Source organism: Neobacillus sp. S1115, assembly GCF_055385565.1.
On sequence record NZ_AP038275.1, the window covers coordinates 5,738,647 to 5,756,111 of the forward strand.

Annotated in this window: 11 protein-coding genes; 1 reads left to right on the forward strand and 10 read right to left on the reverse strand. The window is 37.9% G+C overall.

Going from position 1 to position 17,465, the window contains the following annotated elements:
- Window positions 1-8: 8 nt before the first annotated feature.
- The 6 genes from ACZ5B7_RS28045 to ACZ5B7_RS28070 form a co-directional block, all read right to left on the reverse strand.
- Window positions 9-1,472, reverse strand: coding sequence for a protein kinase domain-containing protein (locus ACZ5B7_RS28045; RefSeq protein WP_464491842.1), 1,464 nt, complete (start codon window positions 1,470-1,472; stop codon window positions 9-11).
- A complete protein-coding gene (locus ACZ5B7_RS28050) occupies window positions 1,465-3,201 on the reverse strand; it encodes a PP2C family serine/threonine-protein phosphatase (protein ID WP_464491843.1) in 1,737 nt (578 codons plus the stop codon). Before ACZ5B7_RS28050 ends, ACZ5B7_RS28045 begins: the two co-directional genes overlap by 8 nt.
- Before the next feature lie 73 nt (window positions 3,202-3,274).
- Complete coding sequence (locus ACZ5B7_RS28055) at window positions 3,275-3,913, reverse strand: vWA domain-containing protein (RefSeq protein ID WP_464491844.1); 639 nt, start codon at window positions 3,911-3,913, stop codon at window positions 3,275-3,277.
- A gap of 60 nt (window positions 3,914-3,973) precedes the next feature.
- Window positions 3,974-5,179 carry a hypothetical protein gene (locus tag ACZ5B7_RS28060; RefSeq protein WP_464491845.1) on the reverse strand — a complete coding sequence of 402 codons (1,206 nt, stop codon included), beginning with the start codon at window positions 5,177-5,179 and terminating at the stop codon, window positions 3,974-3,976.
- A complete protein-coding gene (locus ACZ5B7_RS28065) occupies window positions 5,169-5,933 on the reverse strand; it encodes an OmpA family protein (protein ID WP_464491846.1) in 765 nt (254 codons plus the stop codon). The genes ACZ5B7_RS28060 and ACZ5B7_RS28065 overlap by 11 nt, the downstream gene beginning before the upstream one ends.
- A 6-nt stretch (window positions 5,934-5,939) precedes the next feature.
- Window positions 5,940-7,727: a hypothetical protein gene (locus tag ACZ5B7_RS28070; RefSeq protein WP_464491847.1), complete on the reverse strand. Its 1,788-nt coding sequence runs from the start codon at window positions 7,725-7,727 to the stop codon at window positions 5,940-5,942.
- 270 nt (window positions 7,728-7,997) lie between these two features.
- Here ACZ5B7_RS28070 and ACZ5B7_RS28075 point away from each other — a divergent pair, with 270 nt between their 5' ends.
- The gene (locus ACZ5B7_RS28075; RefSeq protein WP_464491848.1) at window positions 7,998-9,434 is read left to right on the forward strand and encodes a TIGR02710 family CRISPR-associated CARF protein; all 1,437 of its coding nucleotides are present in this window, start codon (window positions 7,998-8,000) and stop codon (window positions 9,432-9,434) included.
- 68 nt (window positions 9,435-9,502) lie between these two features.
- Here ACZ5B7_RS28075 and ACZ5B7_RS28080 read toward each other — a convergent pair whose 3' ends face one another.
- The 4 genes from ACZ5B7_RS28080 to ACZ5B7_RS28095 are packed head-to-tail and all read right to left on the reverse strand — an operon-like array spanning window position 9,503 to window position 17,462.
- Entirely contained in the window at window positions 9,503-10,111 is a 609-nt protein-coding gene (locus ACZ5B7_RS28080; protein ID WP_464491849.1) for a hypothetical protein, read from the reverse strand.
- Between the two features lie 15 nt (window positions 10,112-10,126).
- A complete protein-coding gene (locus ACZ5B7_RS28085; protein ID WP_464491850.1) occupies window positions 10,127-13,096 on the reverse strand; it encodes an ATP-binding protein in 2,970 nt (989 codons plus the stop codon).
- Window positions 13,097-13,109: 13 nt separating this feature from the next.
- Window positions 13,110-13,604 carry a hypothetical protein gene (locus ACZ5B7_RS28090; RefSeq protein WP_464491851.1) on the reverse strand — a complete coding sequence of 165 codons (495 nt, stop codon included), beginning with the start codon at window positions 13,602-13,604 and terminating at the stop codon, window positions 13,110-13,112.
- Between the two features lie 12 nt (window positions 13,605-13,616).
- Window positions 13,617-17,462 carry a DUF2357 domain-containing protein gene (locus ACZ5B7_RS28095; RefSeq protein ID WP_464491852.1) on the reverse strand — a complete coding sequence of 1,282 codons (3,846 nt, stop codon included), beginning with the start codon at window positions 17,460-17,462 and terminating at the stop codon, window positions 13,617-13,619.
- Window positions 17,463-17,465: the final 3 nt, after the last annotated feature.

The window sequence follows — 17,465 nt, forward strand, 5'->3', positions numbered from 1 at the left end:
CTCCAACATTAAACATTTACAATTTGCACAAAGGCTTTTCGCCCATGAGGATTAGTGGAGAATGTAATCTCATCTCCATCCTTCAATTCCAACCCCTGTCCCGGAAGGACTCTGTTCCCCTTTGCGGTTATCATATATGGTAGCTGTTGATTTACTAAAATCCATTTTCCCTGATAGAAGGAGCAATATCCAAGCGGAGTCCGGTCTGCATTTTCTCCTGGATATATATGATCATAGGCATGCCAATTGAAAAAATAGATATTATCGTAAAGTACTAACTGACCATCACTAACCCATTGGCCGGGACGAATTTGTTTTCTAAATTTAAGAATCGGAATGGTTTTAGGCTTATTCGGCTTAGTATTGCATGATGGACATCTAACATCACTAACATTATCAAGAATAAACCATTTATGATCACAGGATGGATTCTGACAAGGGTACAACATATCCCATGTTTTATTTAATCCCTGCTCCCACTCCATTGCCGTTGGACGCAAGTTGGGCTCATGCAGCCCATCGATAAACGCCCTTTCAATAATCGAGCTTATATGTGGACCTAATTTCTGATAAGGTAGTTTTACATTTTTAGGGCGATTGGATCGATCATGTGGATGTTCAATGAACAATGCCTTTTCACCCATGCTCATAATATTATCTTTTTCGGCAGATTCTGTACTATTAACCTTTGGACCATCGATAGGATGACGAAGCAGCAAACTCTCATAAATTAAGACAGCAAGTGCATGCTGGTCTGTTTGAATGCTTGGATTAATTCTATTTGGGTCATTGATTGGCAAATGCTGTGTTTTTATCACTTCCGGTGCAATATATCCGGCCGTTCCCATTACGTCTGGCGGGAAAATTCCAGGCACGACCAAGGAGTCAATATCAATGATAATACTCTCTCCTTTTACAGGATCAATCAGAACATTATTGCTTGAAAGGTCAGAGTGAGCTAACCCGGCTTGGTGCAGGCGTCGAAGCGCTCGGCTCATAGAAATACAGATCCGTAAATACTTCATAAAATCGCCGCGTTCAGATGCATGAAGGTTCGGCCTCAACTTAGGACTCTGAAACCAACGGCCCTTTTTTTCCAGTCCCTTTTGGTCGCCTGCTTTAAAAAAGTAGTTATCAGGATATACAGGTGCAACAATACCAAACTCTGGTTTTACAACTATTCCTGTCGGCCAACAGAATATGTTACTAAAATAGTCAGCGGAAGTATCGGTAGCTCCACGTGCGCCTCCTTTCCCCTCTGAAAGCGTAGGATTAAATCTGCCGATAATAGCCTGTAATCTTGTCATGCGTTCTTTCATATCCGCTTCAGACTGCTGCAGAAAAAATTGAACAGCATGCTTTTTATCCGGAGTGAAATACGTCTTTTTCATGGTTCCGGAAGGAGGATTGTCCGTTTCAATATATTCTATTGTGGAACCATCTAATAACGTTGCGATCTTTTTCTTACTCATTACTATCACCCTTATATAAGACCACCAAAGTCCGATCATCAAAAGAACCACGAACTTGATAGGAATCCAGCCAATATTTTAATCTCTCAGCCTGAGCATCATAGTCCTCTTCATTTACGTTCACAATAATTTTCTCATGGCATAAATCCTCATACAGGAGATTCATTCTTTCATTAGCAGGAAAATAATCATCAGCAACACCGTCTGTCATGACCATTAGTGCCCGAATGGCACCGTAACAAGGATAGGTCCTGCTCAACAAATAGTTTTGCTTCTCAAACTTTCTAGAAGTTAAAAAATCAGTTTCCCCGGAGTATTGTCCACCATCCGAAACGCCAAGGACGAAAACAGGATGTTTAGGATTTTCTGTTATAGCTACTGTGGCACCATCGCCAATTTGGCAGGCCAGTATAAAACTTTTACCATTTACGATTGTCTGAACGGCTAATAATAGAGTACAAGAAAGATCATTTACCTCTAAATCACGATGCAAAATCTCACGGTAAACGGAGGCTTCTTCACCATTCATACGTTCATTTACAGCTTGCTCCACCGCATGATACGCTTTGAAAAATGCAGTATGTAAGCTTTCTTCAATATAGGCTAAATCCTTGTTTACAAATTGATAGCTCTCAGGATCCCTTGAAAAATCGTTTCCTTCGCCCGTTATTTCCAGATTACAATTCTCCAACTGCTGCATTAAGAATTCAACCGCGGCCTCACTAGAAACTTTAGCCCCAACGCGAGAAAACTTCTTTGACCCTGCACCATCTGAAACTGCGATAACGTTCCATTTTCCGACAGATTCCATAGCAAACCAATCATCACAGTTTGTTCCTTCATGTTTATGTTTTTTGCCTCGAACACGCGCACCAATTAGAGTAATGGGATTAAAAGCATTTTTATCCCACTTCGAGAAGCTTTCCTCATGTTTATCTGGGCCATCTTCAATATCTAAATGGTTCCATTTAATTATAACCTCTTCAATTGGTTCAGAATCCTCGACAGAACCAATTTCTTGAACAGGGGGTTGTTTATCTTTAATAGCAGGCCCTTCAACTAGGTCCTCCCCATTTGAAGAAATCCTCTCAACATGTTTAGAGCCGTCTTGCTCCCTAATCTCATTAGGAAGTTCTTTACAATCTTTTATTGCAGTCTCTTCTACTTGTGTTGAAGGTGGTATTTCAGATGTTCTCTCACTATCCTTTGAGTTACTATCGTTTTTTACAGTTTCCTCAGTCAGACTATCAACTGACGCTTGTTCTTTAAGATGCACGCCTGATGATTCCAGCCCCTCAACTTGTATCATTAAGTCTATATTTTTCGACTCTTGAGAACTCTCCTTCTTTTTGAGCAACACTTCATCTAACTTTTGTTCAAAAGACGATATCAGTAATTCCAGCTTTTCTCTGTTGGAAGGTAACCAGTCTTTTTTATATTTATTTAATATAATATTTATTTTAAAAGAAATGGCTATTGGTGGATTTAGCATTATTTTTACAAACTGGTTTATTAATTCTTGCTTTTTCTCAGATTCTGAAAAATCCGGGGCAATATATGATAAGAACTCATAAAGGTAGCTTGATAAATCCCTATAAATTAATTTAAAAAACTTATCAAACTCATCAGTGTAGCGAAATTGACCCCAAGCATCATCATATTTAGTACTTTCATGTTCATAAGGATATTCGATTTTACAACGAAGGGCTTTAAGGAGTTGTTCCTTCATAAACGATTAATACCTCCATCTGCAATATAAAAAAAGAGGTCAGATAAGGCCCAACCTCTTATTTAAATGATTCTTAAGGAATAATGGTGATAGTTGGCGGCACAGGTGGCAGGCTGACAGGAGCACCCCCGTCAACTTGTGCTACCGATTGTGATGTCATTTTTATGGAACTTGAAACCCAACGGAAATATTGTTTGAATGCATCAGGCTGCAAGACATTTAATTCCAATACTATCTCAGTAATTTGTTTCAGCACTGAAGTGTCGGCATCTGACCCCACTGCACAAGCAATGATATTTCCTGGTTTTGATTTTTTAATACGGTCTGCTGCATGCTCCCAAGTATCTGTTGGCATACCATCTGTCATTAAAAAGATCATTGGCTTCCAATCACCTTTTTGACTCTCTGTCGTTTTCTGTACTTCACGTGCAATACAGCTCTCAAGCAGTGTTAAAGCCTCCCCAAGAGAAGTTGCTCCGTTAGCTTCCAATTTTGGGTCCTTAAAATTCATTAAATCCGTAAGTGGAACGACTTGTTTGGCTGAACTATCAAATGTAATAACAGAAATATAAGCTGTTTCCAACGCTTGCGGGTCAGTTTTTAAATCAGCAACTAACGCTTTAACTCCTTGACGAACGGCTTCAATCTTCTCCCCAAACATCGATCCAGAACAATCTAGTAATAAATAAACAGGTAAACGACGCAATGACATATATATCTCTCCTCTTTCGTAGATAAAAATTATATAAAATCATCCTTTGGATGGATGGTTTTAGTTAAGGTTAAAATGATCCTTCAGGAACGTGGAAAAACTTGCTTCCCAATTTTTCGTATGATTTAATTTTGTGATAAACAACGGGTGGCCATTTACTTTTGGAATGGTAATCTTAATCATACTTTCTTTCCTTGCAACGTTTTGTGTTCTTGCAAATTCTCTCGATGATAAAACTGGCAATATTACTTCTTCGAAGCCGGCCTTGTCATAAAAATGGGCTGCTCCTTCTTCTCCAAATTCCATGACTACAAATCTATCAAAATATATAAATACAATATTGGGTGATTCCAACTTGGAAACCTTCTCCATAAATTGGCTGTATTTCCCCCAAAATTCAAACCGCTGATTATCTTTATTAAAATAAGTTTTTAATTCCCGATTAATTAACCAACCTTTAACCTTATCTATTTCAGCGTCTTTAAGAAAGGTCCATTCCTCAGACCGTTTCCGGGGATCTTTTAATAAATACAATGCTTGTGAAAGTACTTCGTAATGAAACTGGTTTAACAGCCGGTTTTCTAAATAACTTTGGATTAACTCCGTATAAATTTCCTTTGGGTAACGGGCCAAAAGGTTTACAATCTGATGGATACCCTCGCGCGTAATAATCCAATTACTTCTAAAACCTTTTAAAAGCATATAGTGAATGAGATAGGTTTCTAGATTAGACCCTTCCCGAATATGCAGCAATGAAAGGTTGTCTTTATATGGACGGTTGTTTCGAATTAATAATTCACCCAGCCCGGCCAACGGTCCTTCTGGATGTTGGAACACTTCCACAAACGAAAATTCAGCGTCAACGTAATTCCCTAGGAATGAGCCTCTGTCCTTTTGAAAGATACCTTTAATTAAACCTTGAATAAAAGGATCATGACACTCCTGTTGAAACAGGCTCCACACCGCTTGTCCAATCCAGGGTTGGAATCGTTCAAGGAGTATATAATTAACATTTTGTCGAGTCTGCCAGGGGGCTTCAAAAAAAGGGTAACCTTTCATTAATAGCTTAATATCGTAAATGGATAACTCTTCTGCCAATGAGACAACTTGCTCTCTTTCCATATTTTGAATCAACTTCAACAAGCGCGGCAAAACAATTGGGCCTCTTGATTGAAGCACCTGATCTTCAATGTGTCGATAATTCTTTTCAGACTTATCCCTCTCTTTTCGCAATAGACTTGGAAAAAATGCGAAATCACTTACCATTTTCATTCACCATCGTTTGGATTTTTTCCAACATTGTTTCCTCTTTTAAACGAAATTTAAAAACAACACGTCGGGATTTTTCTAAATCGACTTGACCATTTGTAATAACTAAATCACTAAAAGAGCGGCCATTGGCGGTAATGATGGTTTTTAATGCTTCTTTATTTTCGAAATTAGGAAAATCATTTGAATAAATGGTTTCCACAACAGATAAAGCTCTATCTTGGGAAAGCTTGAGATTATATATATAGGTCCCTTCGTTATCGGTATGGCCTTCCACAATAATTTGCGCAATATTACCTTCAAATTGCTTAGATAATAAGACAGAGGCATATTTAGGTATAAACTGATTTAAATACTCTTTTCCAGCAGGTGAAATCGTGCTGCTGTCATGATCAAAGAATACACCGCCAGGAAACGTTATGGCTCCCGTTTGTTTATCGATCTGCAGTTCTCCATTAAACTCATCTACTAATTGACGAATAATTTCACCTTTAACACCGACAATTTCTTGGATCATCTGGTCGCGCTGCTCAATCTCTGCCTTTTGTTTATCTATTTCTTCTTGCTTATTCTTAAGAAAAGCCAACGATTCTTCATAATTTTGCTGCATAGTAAACAAAGTAACCATTAATACCAAGGCAAATATGATAAGTAATGCCGACATTAAATCGGTATATGATACCCAGCTGCTCTCTTTCTCTTCTTCGTGATGTATGACATGTCGTTCCATGCTTCGGAAATTTCTGGACACTTTCTATCACCCTACCGCTCTTTTGTTCAATTCATCTAGGGATACTTTCAGATCTTGCATGATATTTGGCAAATCGGAAACTCCGTATTGAATAGCATTTGTGCTTTCTGTCAGGTAGTTAACGGATTTGGCAAGTTCCACATCCACTTGCTTGAAAGCTTGTGTAAGTCCTTGATTCATATCCAAAACAAACTTATTCATCGATGTCGATAAGTCATTTGACGCAGAATCCCATATATCCTTCAAATCTTTCACATGCCTATCCATGTCTGCCGATTGCTCGGTCATTCTTGTTAGCAATTGTTCATAGAGCTCGTCATGCTTTTGACGATCATTTGATAAGATTTCAAATTGTTCCTTAATCTGGGATTGTAATTTGGTAAACATGGACCCATGATTTTGCATAGCAAACACAGTTTTGTTTAATTCCTTCGTCATGGATTGTGCATTCTCAGCTTGGTCGGTTAATGACTTGGATAGTACCATTTGGGAATTGCTTAAGTTTTGCATCAATTGTAGATTTTCTTCTAACTTACTTTGGTATTCAACTTGATGTTTTGTTAAATGCTGAATCGTATCGATATCAGATTGCAAATTAAACATATGTTTATCGTAAAACTCATGGAACAAATCTCGTTCCTTTGTTAATTTATCAAGTAAATTCGTTACCTCTGCTTGATAGGTATTCATTTTTCCTGTCACATCAGTAAATTGAATGACTATTTCCTCTAGACGGTCTGCATACTGAACTACATTATCTGAAATAGCAACATTTCGCTCACCAATTTTCAATTGGGTTTCAGCAGATTCCTGTATAGATTTAACCAAGGTTTCGACTTCATGATGAACACGTTCCTGCCACTCAATTGCTTTGTTTACGGTTTCACCAAGTTCTTTCATATGATCGCCAGCCATTTGGTTCAAAGAATCAATGAATTGATTGACCATATCAGAAACGCCTTTCTTCTGTATAACCAAAATACTGACCTTAATTTGCTCTATAGCAGGGACTAATGTATTTTTTATGTTCTCTCCCAAGCTTTTTGATAACTCAGGAATTATATCCTTACTCATAAACTCACGGTATTGATTAAAGCGGGTTTCTTCATTCTTTAACAGTTGATATAATACAGCGCTTTCTTCTTGTGTAGGAAAGGCATGATCTAGTTGCTGACGCAAGTTGCGGAAACTTTCAGATAATACAGGGTAACTAACTGCTTTATCATAAACTTGCCAGATGATAGACAAAGCGATACCAACAAGTGATGAAATAAACTTCCCTTGCATTCCTTCTAGCAATAATCCAATACCATCCTTTAAGGAATTTGCATCGCCTTTTATATCCAACATTGAAATTCCGACAGCAATCGAAAGGAATGTACCAAATATCCCTGCTGCTAAAAACATACCCGGAACAGCTTCAGCAAATTTCCGCTTCCCGTATTTTTGAACAAACTGTTCTTCGAGGAAGAAATCATAAACATCGGGAGTAAAATCAAGTTGGTTATGCTGGGAATAATAATATTTTCCCTTAAAATATTCCCATGCCGGCTGAACACAAGTTTTTATATACGAAGAATTCGTATCTTGAGAGATAAAGTGATCAAACCCTTGTACACGGCTTTGGATTAAATGACTGTTTTTAACAATATCCTTTAGTTTCTCTATAACAAGTTGGCTATCCTTATTGGCGTTTTTATATGGTTTCAGTACCTTAACCAACAAAACGAAAAATACAGTGATTAAACATGCTGAATAGACATAATAAAAAGCAGGTGAAATAAAAAATTGCATACAGGCACTCCATTCTTTTTAACAAGGTTCCATTTAATAATAAATTCCTAAATTTACTGTACGATTTCTATTATTCCTACAAAAGCAATAAGACAATTTTACTAGAACCCAATTAAAAATGATGTCGGTTTTTGTCGAACGAAGTTGTTTTTTTACTATTTTTGTTAATAGCAATTGGAGAAATTTATACCAAAAATACTAATTTTTTAATATCCTTTAAGATTGTATAATAAACTTAATGTGATAGTAGGTTATAAAGGAGAGAATATCTTGTGTAACGAGAAAATTAAAGACCTTACAGATGAATTTTTCACATTAGAGAGTTCAGAACGCGATTCCTTTTATGAAACACATTTACTTCCACTAATAAGAACAAAATTTAAGGATATCCAATCACGAAAACTAAAACATGAATATGAAGCGCTTATATTGTCTGTAGGTACTACCTATCAACCCTTATTATTTTCAATAGAGGCCGTTAAACCTAAAAAGATATATTTTTTATATACTCCTGAAACAGAAACCCAAATTGATAAGATTTTCAGCATTTTAAATTTAAAACCTAGCCAAATACATAAAGAGGAAATTGATCGAATTAATCCGACTTTCATTTATGATGCCATTAAAAGGATAGCGAGAAAAGTTAATGGTGGGAAAATTGCCATTGATTTCACAGGAGGAACAAAATCGATGGCCGCAGGAATGGCTATGGCTGGAGCAATGATTGGTGCGGATTTAATCTACATCTCCAGCAAGTGGAACCCGGCAATCAAAAGGGTAGAACCGGGAACTGAATCATTAGAGCTGGTAACTAACCCATACGATTTATTCGGAGAAATTGAATTTCAGCGCGCAGTAAAACTGTGGAAACAAGGAGAATATTTAGCGGCTGCAGAAATCTTAGACCAAATTTCCATACAGCTTCCCGACTATATCGATTATCCAATATTAGCGAAATTAGCAAGAGCTTACTCCTCATGGGAGTCTTTAGAGTTGAATCAAACTCTTGAAAACTTAAAATGGATTCTCAACGAAGGTAAGAAAAGTTTAATCAGGGTCAGAAATAACATCTTATCATATGAAGATTACGACCTGTTGGAAAAACAACTTGGAATAATTGAAATCCTAAACCAACATCTAGGAAAGAAAACCTTATCTCTTTATTCATTAAGCGATAAAGATTTTATGGAGAAATTAATCCTGTATTTTTATTCGGTAGCCATCAAACGCCAAGAACAAAAAAAGTTAGATTTATCAGCCTTATATCTTTATAGAATAATTGAAATGGTTTTTCAGCATCGATTAGGGGTAAGAGGAATAGAAAGTGACAAGCCCGATTACAGTCTAATTGGGAAATCAGAAAATGAAATAATAGACGAAGTTAATAAGGTATTAAAACAAGCAAATATAAAATCACCATGGACCGAGCTTCCTTGCCAGCTTGCTCTAATTAACAGCCATCTTTTGCTTTACGCTCTTGAAGATCCCGTCACAAGATCGGTTCATCCATCAAAGCTCCGCAATGCAACAGAATCAAGGAATTATAGTATTTTAGCCCATGGGTATTTGAATATCGACGAAGACATCTTCAAAAAAATTAAGGATGTTACTGATTCGCTCATCAAGGTCCTTCTTGAAGAAGAAGGAAAGTCGGTTGAACAATTATTAAAGAATTATCAAGTAATCATACCAACCTCCTTTAATTAACTTGATCAAATCAAAAAAAACCAAACAACCACAGTGTGAAACCCTTTGGCATGTTTGGTTTTTTGTTTCTATTCGGTTTTTTGAGCATCAATTATTTGCTGTAGCTGACGCGGTGTTGCTTCGGGGTTTATTATTTTTTCAATGCTTACCATTTGCCCATTTACATTAAGAATGTCGTCGACATTTTTTAGTTTCCCGTCTAGCAACTTCGAAATATCGCCAATGATTAATTCATTAGAAGCGGCTTTTTCTAAATATTGCATTGTGCGTGTTGGGTCAAAGAAATCCGGCCTTTTTGCCACTTCCCGTAACACATCTGCAGCCGTTTCCCCAAACTTATCAATCAAGAGCCCCGATGTAAGCTCTAGACCCTTTTGCATTTTTTCCTCTAATGTGAATTTTTCTGCTTTAGCAGGGTCAACCTCGAACTTTTCAATTGCTTTTACATATTCCTCATATGTTTTGAATCTTTCAGGCTTTAACTCTTCAACATCAGCTGCCGCTAATGCCCTTTCACCCAGATCTTCTGTTTTCAGATTAGGATTTTCAATTAAGCCCAGTGCTTTACAAACGGAAATCACCGTATGGGCAACGACTGAAATAGCTGAAGCAATAACTGTCAATGACCTTGCAATCGACACTGCGGCCGAAGCAATACTTAATAGTGCACCTAGCATTGTACACATTCCTTTCTATTTAAAAATAAGTGAGTATTCCCGGCTATTTGGGTTGGTTTCTTCTATATTTACCGAAAATTGATGATAAGAAGCGTCTGCCGCCCTTAAAATGGCTTGCTTATCACATTGATTATGATGAAATTTGTACGTTTTGACATTATGGTAAAAGCATAAGTTCCGCCACAGCTGTTCTGGTGTCATACCGTAATAATGACCAAAGTTCGTTAATCGACTAACAAAATCATCCCACTCTTCTTGTGTAATGGAAGCCGCCCGATTAACGACATCTTTGAAGGTACGATACATAATGTTTGCCTGTTCAACACTTTCAATTGGAAGCCCAAGCATACTTAGCATCGGATAAAATGTCTTGAAAAAAAGCTGTTTTTGCAGGGCTCCAATTTCCTGCAGGTGTTCGTCCTCAACCTCGTTATCACTGGTATCAGTAATTCGTTCAATCGCAATATGGACCGGCTTATGCAAGCCTTCTGTAAATAAGATTGCCTCCCCAACGTTTAAGCTAGATAGGAAATCCTTTTGTCGATTGTTCATGAGCATGGTATCTCCGATTACTTCTTTATCATCTTTGGCAAAAATACGATGAATAATTTTCGTATTCGTATTTTTTAAGACTTCACTTGCCAGTTTATCCGGAATTTGATCCACGATAATGAGGCCTTCACCATATTTACGCACCTCTGCCAGCATGTCGCTGAACGTTTCAACTGCTGCCTTTTTATTTGGCGAGTCGCCGTAACTAACTTTTGAAAGTAAACGGTGTGCTTCCTCAACAAGGGTAATATGTTTATAATTGCGATTTGCTTTATATTTCCGTTTTAACATTTCCCCAATGCGCGTTAGGATAAATCCCATCATCAGCGATTTATCCTCTTGAGATTTAATATCTTCCATTTCAATAATAACCTTTTTATCAAGCAGCAGATCAAAATCAACAGATAAATGACAATCAAGCATTAACCCTTTTGAGCCAATCGTTAAATTGGACATACGGCTTACAAGAGACCCTATATAGTTTTCACGAAGTTCGTTACCAAAGCCTTTTCGATTGACTACCTCACTAAGCTTTCCTACAAGCATCGAAAGGGTAGGGAAATATTCACCATTTACCGCCCAAGGATGTTGACAATATTCATTAGTATTATCTTCAAAATTCCACCCGCATTGTTTATAGCACTCGTACATGGCTTCCTCTAAAATTTGCGGCATGGCCGCCTCCATTGGAAAGGCTGTGGTAAAAGCTGCCTTAAGCATATCGATATGTGAAGTAATGCTTTCTCCTTCTAGAAGTTCAAATGGATTTAAGCGGAACGGTGAAAATTTTTCATTTCCCAATGTAAAAATAATCACATCGTTCATACCCTCCATGTCCACCATACTTCGATATTCCGTCTTGGCAGGCTCAATGACTATAAACGGCATTTTGGACTGTATTAATAATTTTTGACAGGTTGTCGTTTTCCCTGAGCCGGTCACACCGGCAATAAAAATATGCTTATTAATCTGCTGCTTTGTTAAACCAATGATTGAAGCTGTTTGCTTTTGCGACCGCTTAATTAAATAACCAAGGTCGACGACATTTTCCCCAGCTGCTTTCGCCGTAGTATTCAAGCCAAAGTCAACACCTTCCATTAACGGCAGGCCCATAATTTCCTTTTGCGGCATAGCTGCAATTAAGCTTAGCTCTTTAGGTGTCATGTAGGTGGCAAGCTCCATCTCGTTGCCTAACTGTGGAATCCCATGCAGGATGGCCGTTGAACGCTGGAATCTTGCCCCGAATCGGAGAAGCTGAAACGGGCTGATAATATCAGCCAGCCGTTGAACGCCTGTTATTTTTATTTCATTTACTCTCAGCGGAGTGATGGTTGGCTGATCACCTTGAAAAATAGCTAACATATTTGATTTTAATTTATCATGCTGATCCAAATTCTGACCTAAAATGTATATCGCTGCTTTAAATAATCCCTTTGTCATGCCAAGCTGTAGTCGCCCAAGCTCGACCTCATCAATATACTTTAATACCTCTTGTACCCGCTTGTTGACAATATCAATGGTCATCGATTCAGATTTGCCCGTTGACTTGTTTGTCCCATTGGTTTCGGATGAGCTGGTTCCATCTGTCTGACTATCATTCGTGCCGCGAGTATTTGTATTACCAGTCGATTTACTTGAATGATTGGAAGAGCTGCCGGTGGAATTGGATTTATTTTCATTAAAAGCCTTCGATTCATTAGTCCCCTTTGACTTTGAATGATTTTCGCCTTTGGTTTTAGAAGTGGACTCCCCTTCATTCACGTTGCTTGACACTTGTATGGATTGCTTGGATTGCAGATGCAAAAAATCGTATAAATTGTATAGGTCGTTCTGCAAATCCATCACGCGCTCCTGGTTCACTCGTTCCGCTACAAGTAGCAGCATCCACGTTTCATTCGACATACTATTAATCAGCCGATCTATGCCCTGGAAGTCTATGCTTTTGTTTGCGGATGATTCTTGAAGGGATGGAATCCCAGTTACAGAACTAATCCGCCGAACGTGCTGAAGCGGCTCGATAATCTCCTCTTCAATTTGATCGGCTGCAAGCTTTTCTAGGATACTTCCCTGAAAATAGCCCTCAAATGCCGCTTCAAGCTTCCTGCCATATTTCGCAACCGAGAAATCGGTTCCACCATCACTATTTTTAACGACACCCAAATAAATCGTAACCCGAGCCGGATCACCGGCTAATAAATAGACAAAATTAAAATGCTCACTCTCTAACGTTGACAGAATATTTTCCATTGCCTCACGATACGGAAACTTTTCATCATAGGTTAATGAACAGAGCTTAAAAAAACAATAATTCTTATAATCTATTTCTGTTTCTCCGCCTGAAGTAATTTCATAAGACTGCTGTATGGTAACAGCGTGCTGCATTTCATTTAAAATCGAAAGCATTTGCTTTGATCCCTCTTGAATCGCCTGCAAATGGCAGTCCCCCTTATTCTGCACAAATACCGCTTAGATAACTGATCAGCTCAGATGCTGTGAGCCTGTACATGGGAGCCGCTGAACTTTCCCTAGTATCAAAATAGCGATATTCATTTAGCCTAATTTCGTATTTGCTATTTTCATAAGAAATAAATAAGGTTTTATTTATGTCGTATAGTTTTTTCGTAATCGAAACTAAGGTTAAGGCATTTCCTAAAGTCATTTGCTGAAAATGCCTGGCATCTTGAAATGCCCCCATAAATTTGATTACGTCACCCGTTTTCATCCGGTCATAAATGAATAAAATCGTATGTTTAGAGTAATCCTTCATGTTTAGCTCATCCTTGATTTCAGCCGCCAAAAGCTGGCCTGCTTGACTGTAATCATCGTGATTTAGATAATACTCGTCTTCACATTTAATCCTTACTAATTCATTTTGGAACCGTTCTGTACGCTCATAGATTTGAAATTTTCGTTTGTGCGAAATGATAAAAATACAGCTCATGATACACCCACTTTATTCAATCGAAATTTCACGGACCGAAATTAAGTTATCCATTAATTCACCCGTTAAGTACGCGTTCACCACGAATGCCAAATCACTCATTTTCCATAAATCATCAGGCTTTTTCAAGTCAAACTGCAGGAAAGAACGAAGAGGCTCGTCAGCTTCTTCATAGCACCGGGCATCGACTTCACGTACATATTTCGCCAGCTTTCGCATTTTAGTTGAGCCAATCCGTAAACTCTTAAATTCCGGCGTTTCGCGAAGGGCTAAAATCGCTAATAGGACCTCGCAATAATCACGAAATACACGCGGCTTTAAGACCGCTTTACGTTTATAAACATGCTTGATGGTTGTATAAATCTCTTGGTACATCGTGTAGATAATCTTTGGATTAAATTTAAAAATATTATCCAATAGGTCGTGGTCCCGCCAAAGCGTATCACGCAAAGACCGGATTACTGTCTGTGGATTCTGTTTCACCCTTTTCTCTAAAAAAGCCAACAGCTCCTCATTATCGCTATTCTGATACAATAAAGCAATTCCAATCTTATCATCTAATTGGTATAAGTTTTCCATCACGTAATCCCAAACGTCCCCATGGATATGCTGGCCAAAACTGCTTAAGTAACGCCAAATATCACTTATAAAGGTCCGTATTTCCCATTTGTGGTCTGCATATAAATGGTCTGCAATGTAGTGATCAATTTCTAAGCAATAAGTAAATAAATCACTGTTATAGAAGTCATCAATGAACTCTTCAGCAAGTTCGTGATCTTGTACAACAATTCGGCGCAGGTGATAAATCGTACTATGGAAAATCCGATGGGCTCGCTTAATGGTCTCTTCATCAGCAAATTCCCTTGACAACCTGCGGCCCATTACTTTTTCGGTTGATTCCATAAATGATGATAGCTTTTCTACTTCACGTGCCAAATCCGCTTCATTCATGACACCTGATGGAATATCTAAATGGGATTTTGTTTGCAATTCCAATTCTGATTCTTCTACCCACTCGGCATCTATTTGCTTAAATGGAGCATCCGCATGAATTGGCTGAATAAATAAACGGTAACTATTTTCATAGCCATATTTATATTCAATAAAGAGTTTCACTTCCGTGTCTTTTCTTAGCGGGAAGCTTGGATTTTTTATAATAGCATCAAGCTCAGCATTTGAAGAGCCGCCACGAATAAGCGGGAAACGATATGTCTTTTGCATTTTAGGCAAAATCAAGTGCTCTTGCACCTTAAATACCTTACCCATTCCCATTGTATTTCCGATTGCTTCATCTTTAATTAATGGCAGCTTATAATAATGGCCATTTTTAACGAGCTCTAAGTTTAAGTCAGGTAAATATTCAAACCAAAGCGGCTGACTTTTGGCAAGCTTTTCATTGACAGCATCATTGACAACAGAAGCCAGGGCCTGCTCTGTATGAACAATCGCACAATAATTGACCTTAAATTGTTCCTTAAATAAATCTTTCAGCTGGTATTTATCAAATAAATGATCACCTAATACAACAATAAAATCGATATGCGAGACATGTTCCTCCCGAAGCGCCTCTTGAAGCTGATAAATGTACTGGGAAAAGCCGGTATTCCATCTCTTTTGCGCCTGCTCAGCCAGTTCATGGTCGTAAACGATCTCTATAGGCTTAGACATTTTATCAGTAATTAACAAAGCATCCTGCTGAGATAGAAGCATATTTTCAGCGATTCCACTGTTCAATAAATGTTCAATCTGTGCCTGCGTAAAAGATACCTTGAATTTATTCTGATAAAGCTTTAAATAATCCAGGAAATAGCCTTCAATGGTAACATCCGTACTTTTTCTTGGTGCCTCAAATGGCGGGTAATGCTGGAAATAATATTTATTTTGATACTTTTTTCGGATTAACTTGATAGCACTAGCCTCATGCCCATGAGTATCAATTACTAGAATCGTATTGGCCTTCGCTGATAAAATATCATTTTCAACCGCTAGTGCCCCGGCAACACTTCGCCAAATCGGAAACGATGTAGGAAACTGTACACTTAATGCCTTTTTGATGTCCTTTTGGGCAAACTCATCGATATTGTCAGGAACAAGGTAAATAAACGTTGTTTCCATCTGCGCTGGAAGCTGTTCACTTAGTTGACTCATAATCATCGAGTAACTTTGCATGATCCCCAGATATTGTTCATCCTTTGGATTAAAAGTATGGTATAAGCTGTACACTTTTTTATTACTTGAATACAAGTGAGCCGGATTTGGTGAGGAAAACATCGTTTCATTGCCATTGGTAAATTGAAGCATCGAATAGATACCTTTATTCCATGGTTCATCATTGACCATAAGCAAGGGGATTGCTTTTGTAAAATCCATTCCCGCATTTCTGATGATTAATTCTTCTTCCACTGCTTCTACCTTAGGCTGCATTGGATATTTTTTCTTTAGCTTCATCATTAAATAGTCAATAAATTGATTCATACCACTCATATCAGCAAAACTTTGTAAATCATAGGATGGCACATCTTTTGCTGAAAAAAGACCCAAAATTTTGATTGGAACGCCTCGATTAACTCTCATTTTTCCATCACGTTGCTCAAAATGGTAAGTCCATGACTCATGATCTTTTAATGAATAATCTGCCTTATCCGTTTTTCTCTCCCACTTCTCTAGTGTAAATTCAATGGTCATATCCTGATAAGAAATGGAAACGGATTGGGCAATCGGGCTTTGGGAACAATGGACGGCACTGATTCCTTTAGAGCTTTTTGACGTTTGAACGTATAGGACATCTTTCGATTTTAGCTTATTAAAAGTTGTCTCATCGAAAAGTGATTTATTGAAATAGACCTTTGGGTACTTCCTGGTTTTTATAAAGCCGAAGCCTTGTTCCTTACTCACCATAGAAATGGTGCCCTTTTCTAATGGGCTAAGGTAAAATCGAAAACTTGATATATTGCCATTTTCGAATTGTTCCAGCCCCAATACACCATCGGTATCATTAATTTTCCCTAAACTATCCTCAAGCATCCATTCCTCAAGTTGTGAAAGCCTTGAGACAATCTGAATAAACGTCGAAAAAACAAAACGTTCGAGTACATAACTCCAGCTGATATTAACATTATGCCTACGGGCATTTAATAATTGATAGGTCCGCCAAATAACAGAGTAATATTTATCACTGATCAGCATATTATTCGGCTGTGTTACAGGAATGGCCTGGACATCCCCTAATTCATTTCCCATTAGCTTTGGTACAGACTTTAAGAAATTCTCCATTTCGTCATTAAGCTCAAGGTCTCGCTCCTGCAAATCAAAAAGTTCTGAGTTAATTCCGTTTTCAAACCTGTTTCGGAATTCCATAATAAAACTCTTTAATACCTTTACAAAAACGGCATTTTCCTTTGTTTGAATCGAATAAACATTTTGCTCGGTTAACACACGGTTTTTACCCGCAAGCTTCTCGCGAATGTTTCGGCCCGGCTGTTTCGCAATCCAGTTCATAGTTTTCATCCTTGTAGATTTTAGACGATTCGGTGAAACCATTGCCGTTTCCTTCATCATTTTTTTACTAGGATTTTGTGAGATTTTTTCAATGGCCTTTGAGCTATAATCATATAACTGATGCAAAGTATCAAATGGTATTGGGCGGTTCGATGAGTGAAGCTCCAGTTTATTTAGAGCTTCAAACATCGTTGTCCATTTTTCGTACAGGACCGCATTATTGATTGGATCCCGTATAGAAATCGAATTGTATAAATGATCCACTAATTGCAAGGTATGAGCCCAAGCGCCTTCAAGAGTAGGATGGTTGCTTGATGCTAGTTTCTCCAATTGATCTAGCTCAGGAATAGTCGGAATCATCGT

What these genes read in the sequence shown, in the direction of transcription:
- ACZ5B7_RS28045 (WP_464491842.1), bottom strand. Translation starts at nt 1,472, where the DNA reads ATGAGTAAGAAAAAGATCGCAACGTTATTAGATGGTTCCACAATAGAA.
- ACZ5B7_RS28050 (WP_464491843.1), bottom strand. Translation starts at nt 3,201, where the DNA reads ATGAAGGAACAACTCCTTAAAGCCCTTCGTTGTAAAATCGAATATCCT.
- ACZ5B7_RS28055 (WP_464491844.1), bottom strand. Translation starts at nt 3,913, where the DNA reads ATGTCATTGCGTCGTTTACCTGTTTATTTATTACTAGATTGTTCTGGA.
- ACZ5B7_RS28060 (WP_464491845.1), bottom strand. Translation starts at nt 5,179, where the DNA reads ATGGTAAGTGATTTCGCATTTTTTCCAAGTCTATTGCGAAAAGAGAGG.
- ACZ5B7_RS28070 (WP_464491847.1), bottom strand. Translation starts at nt 7,727, where the DNA reads ATGCAATTTTTTATTTCACCTGCTTTTTATTATGTCTATTCAGCATGT.
- ACZ5B7_RS28080 (WP_464491849.1), bottom strand. Translation starts at nt 10,111, where the DNA reads ATGCTAGGTGCACTATTAAGTATTGCTTCGGCCGCAGTGTCGATTGCA.
- ACZ5B7_RS28090 (WP_464491851.1), bottom strand. Translation starts at nt 13,604, where the DNA reads ATGAGCTGTATTTTTATCATTTCGCACAAACGAAAATTTCAAATCTAT.
- ACZ5B7_RS28095 (WP_464491852.1), bottom strand. Translation starts at nt 17,462, where the DNA reads ATGATTCCGACTATTCCTGAGCTAGATCAATTGGAGAAACTAGCATCA.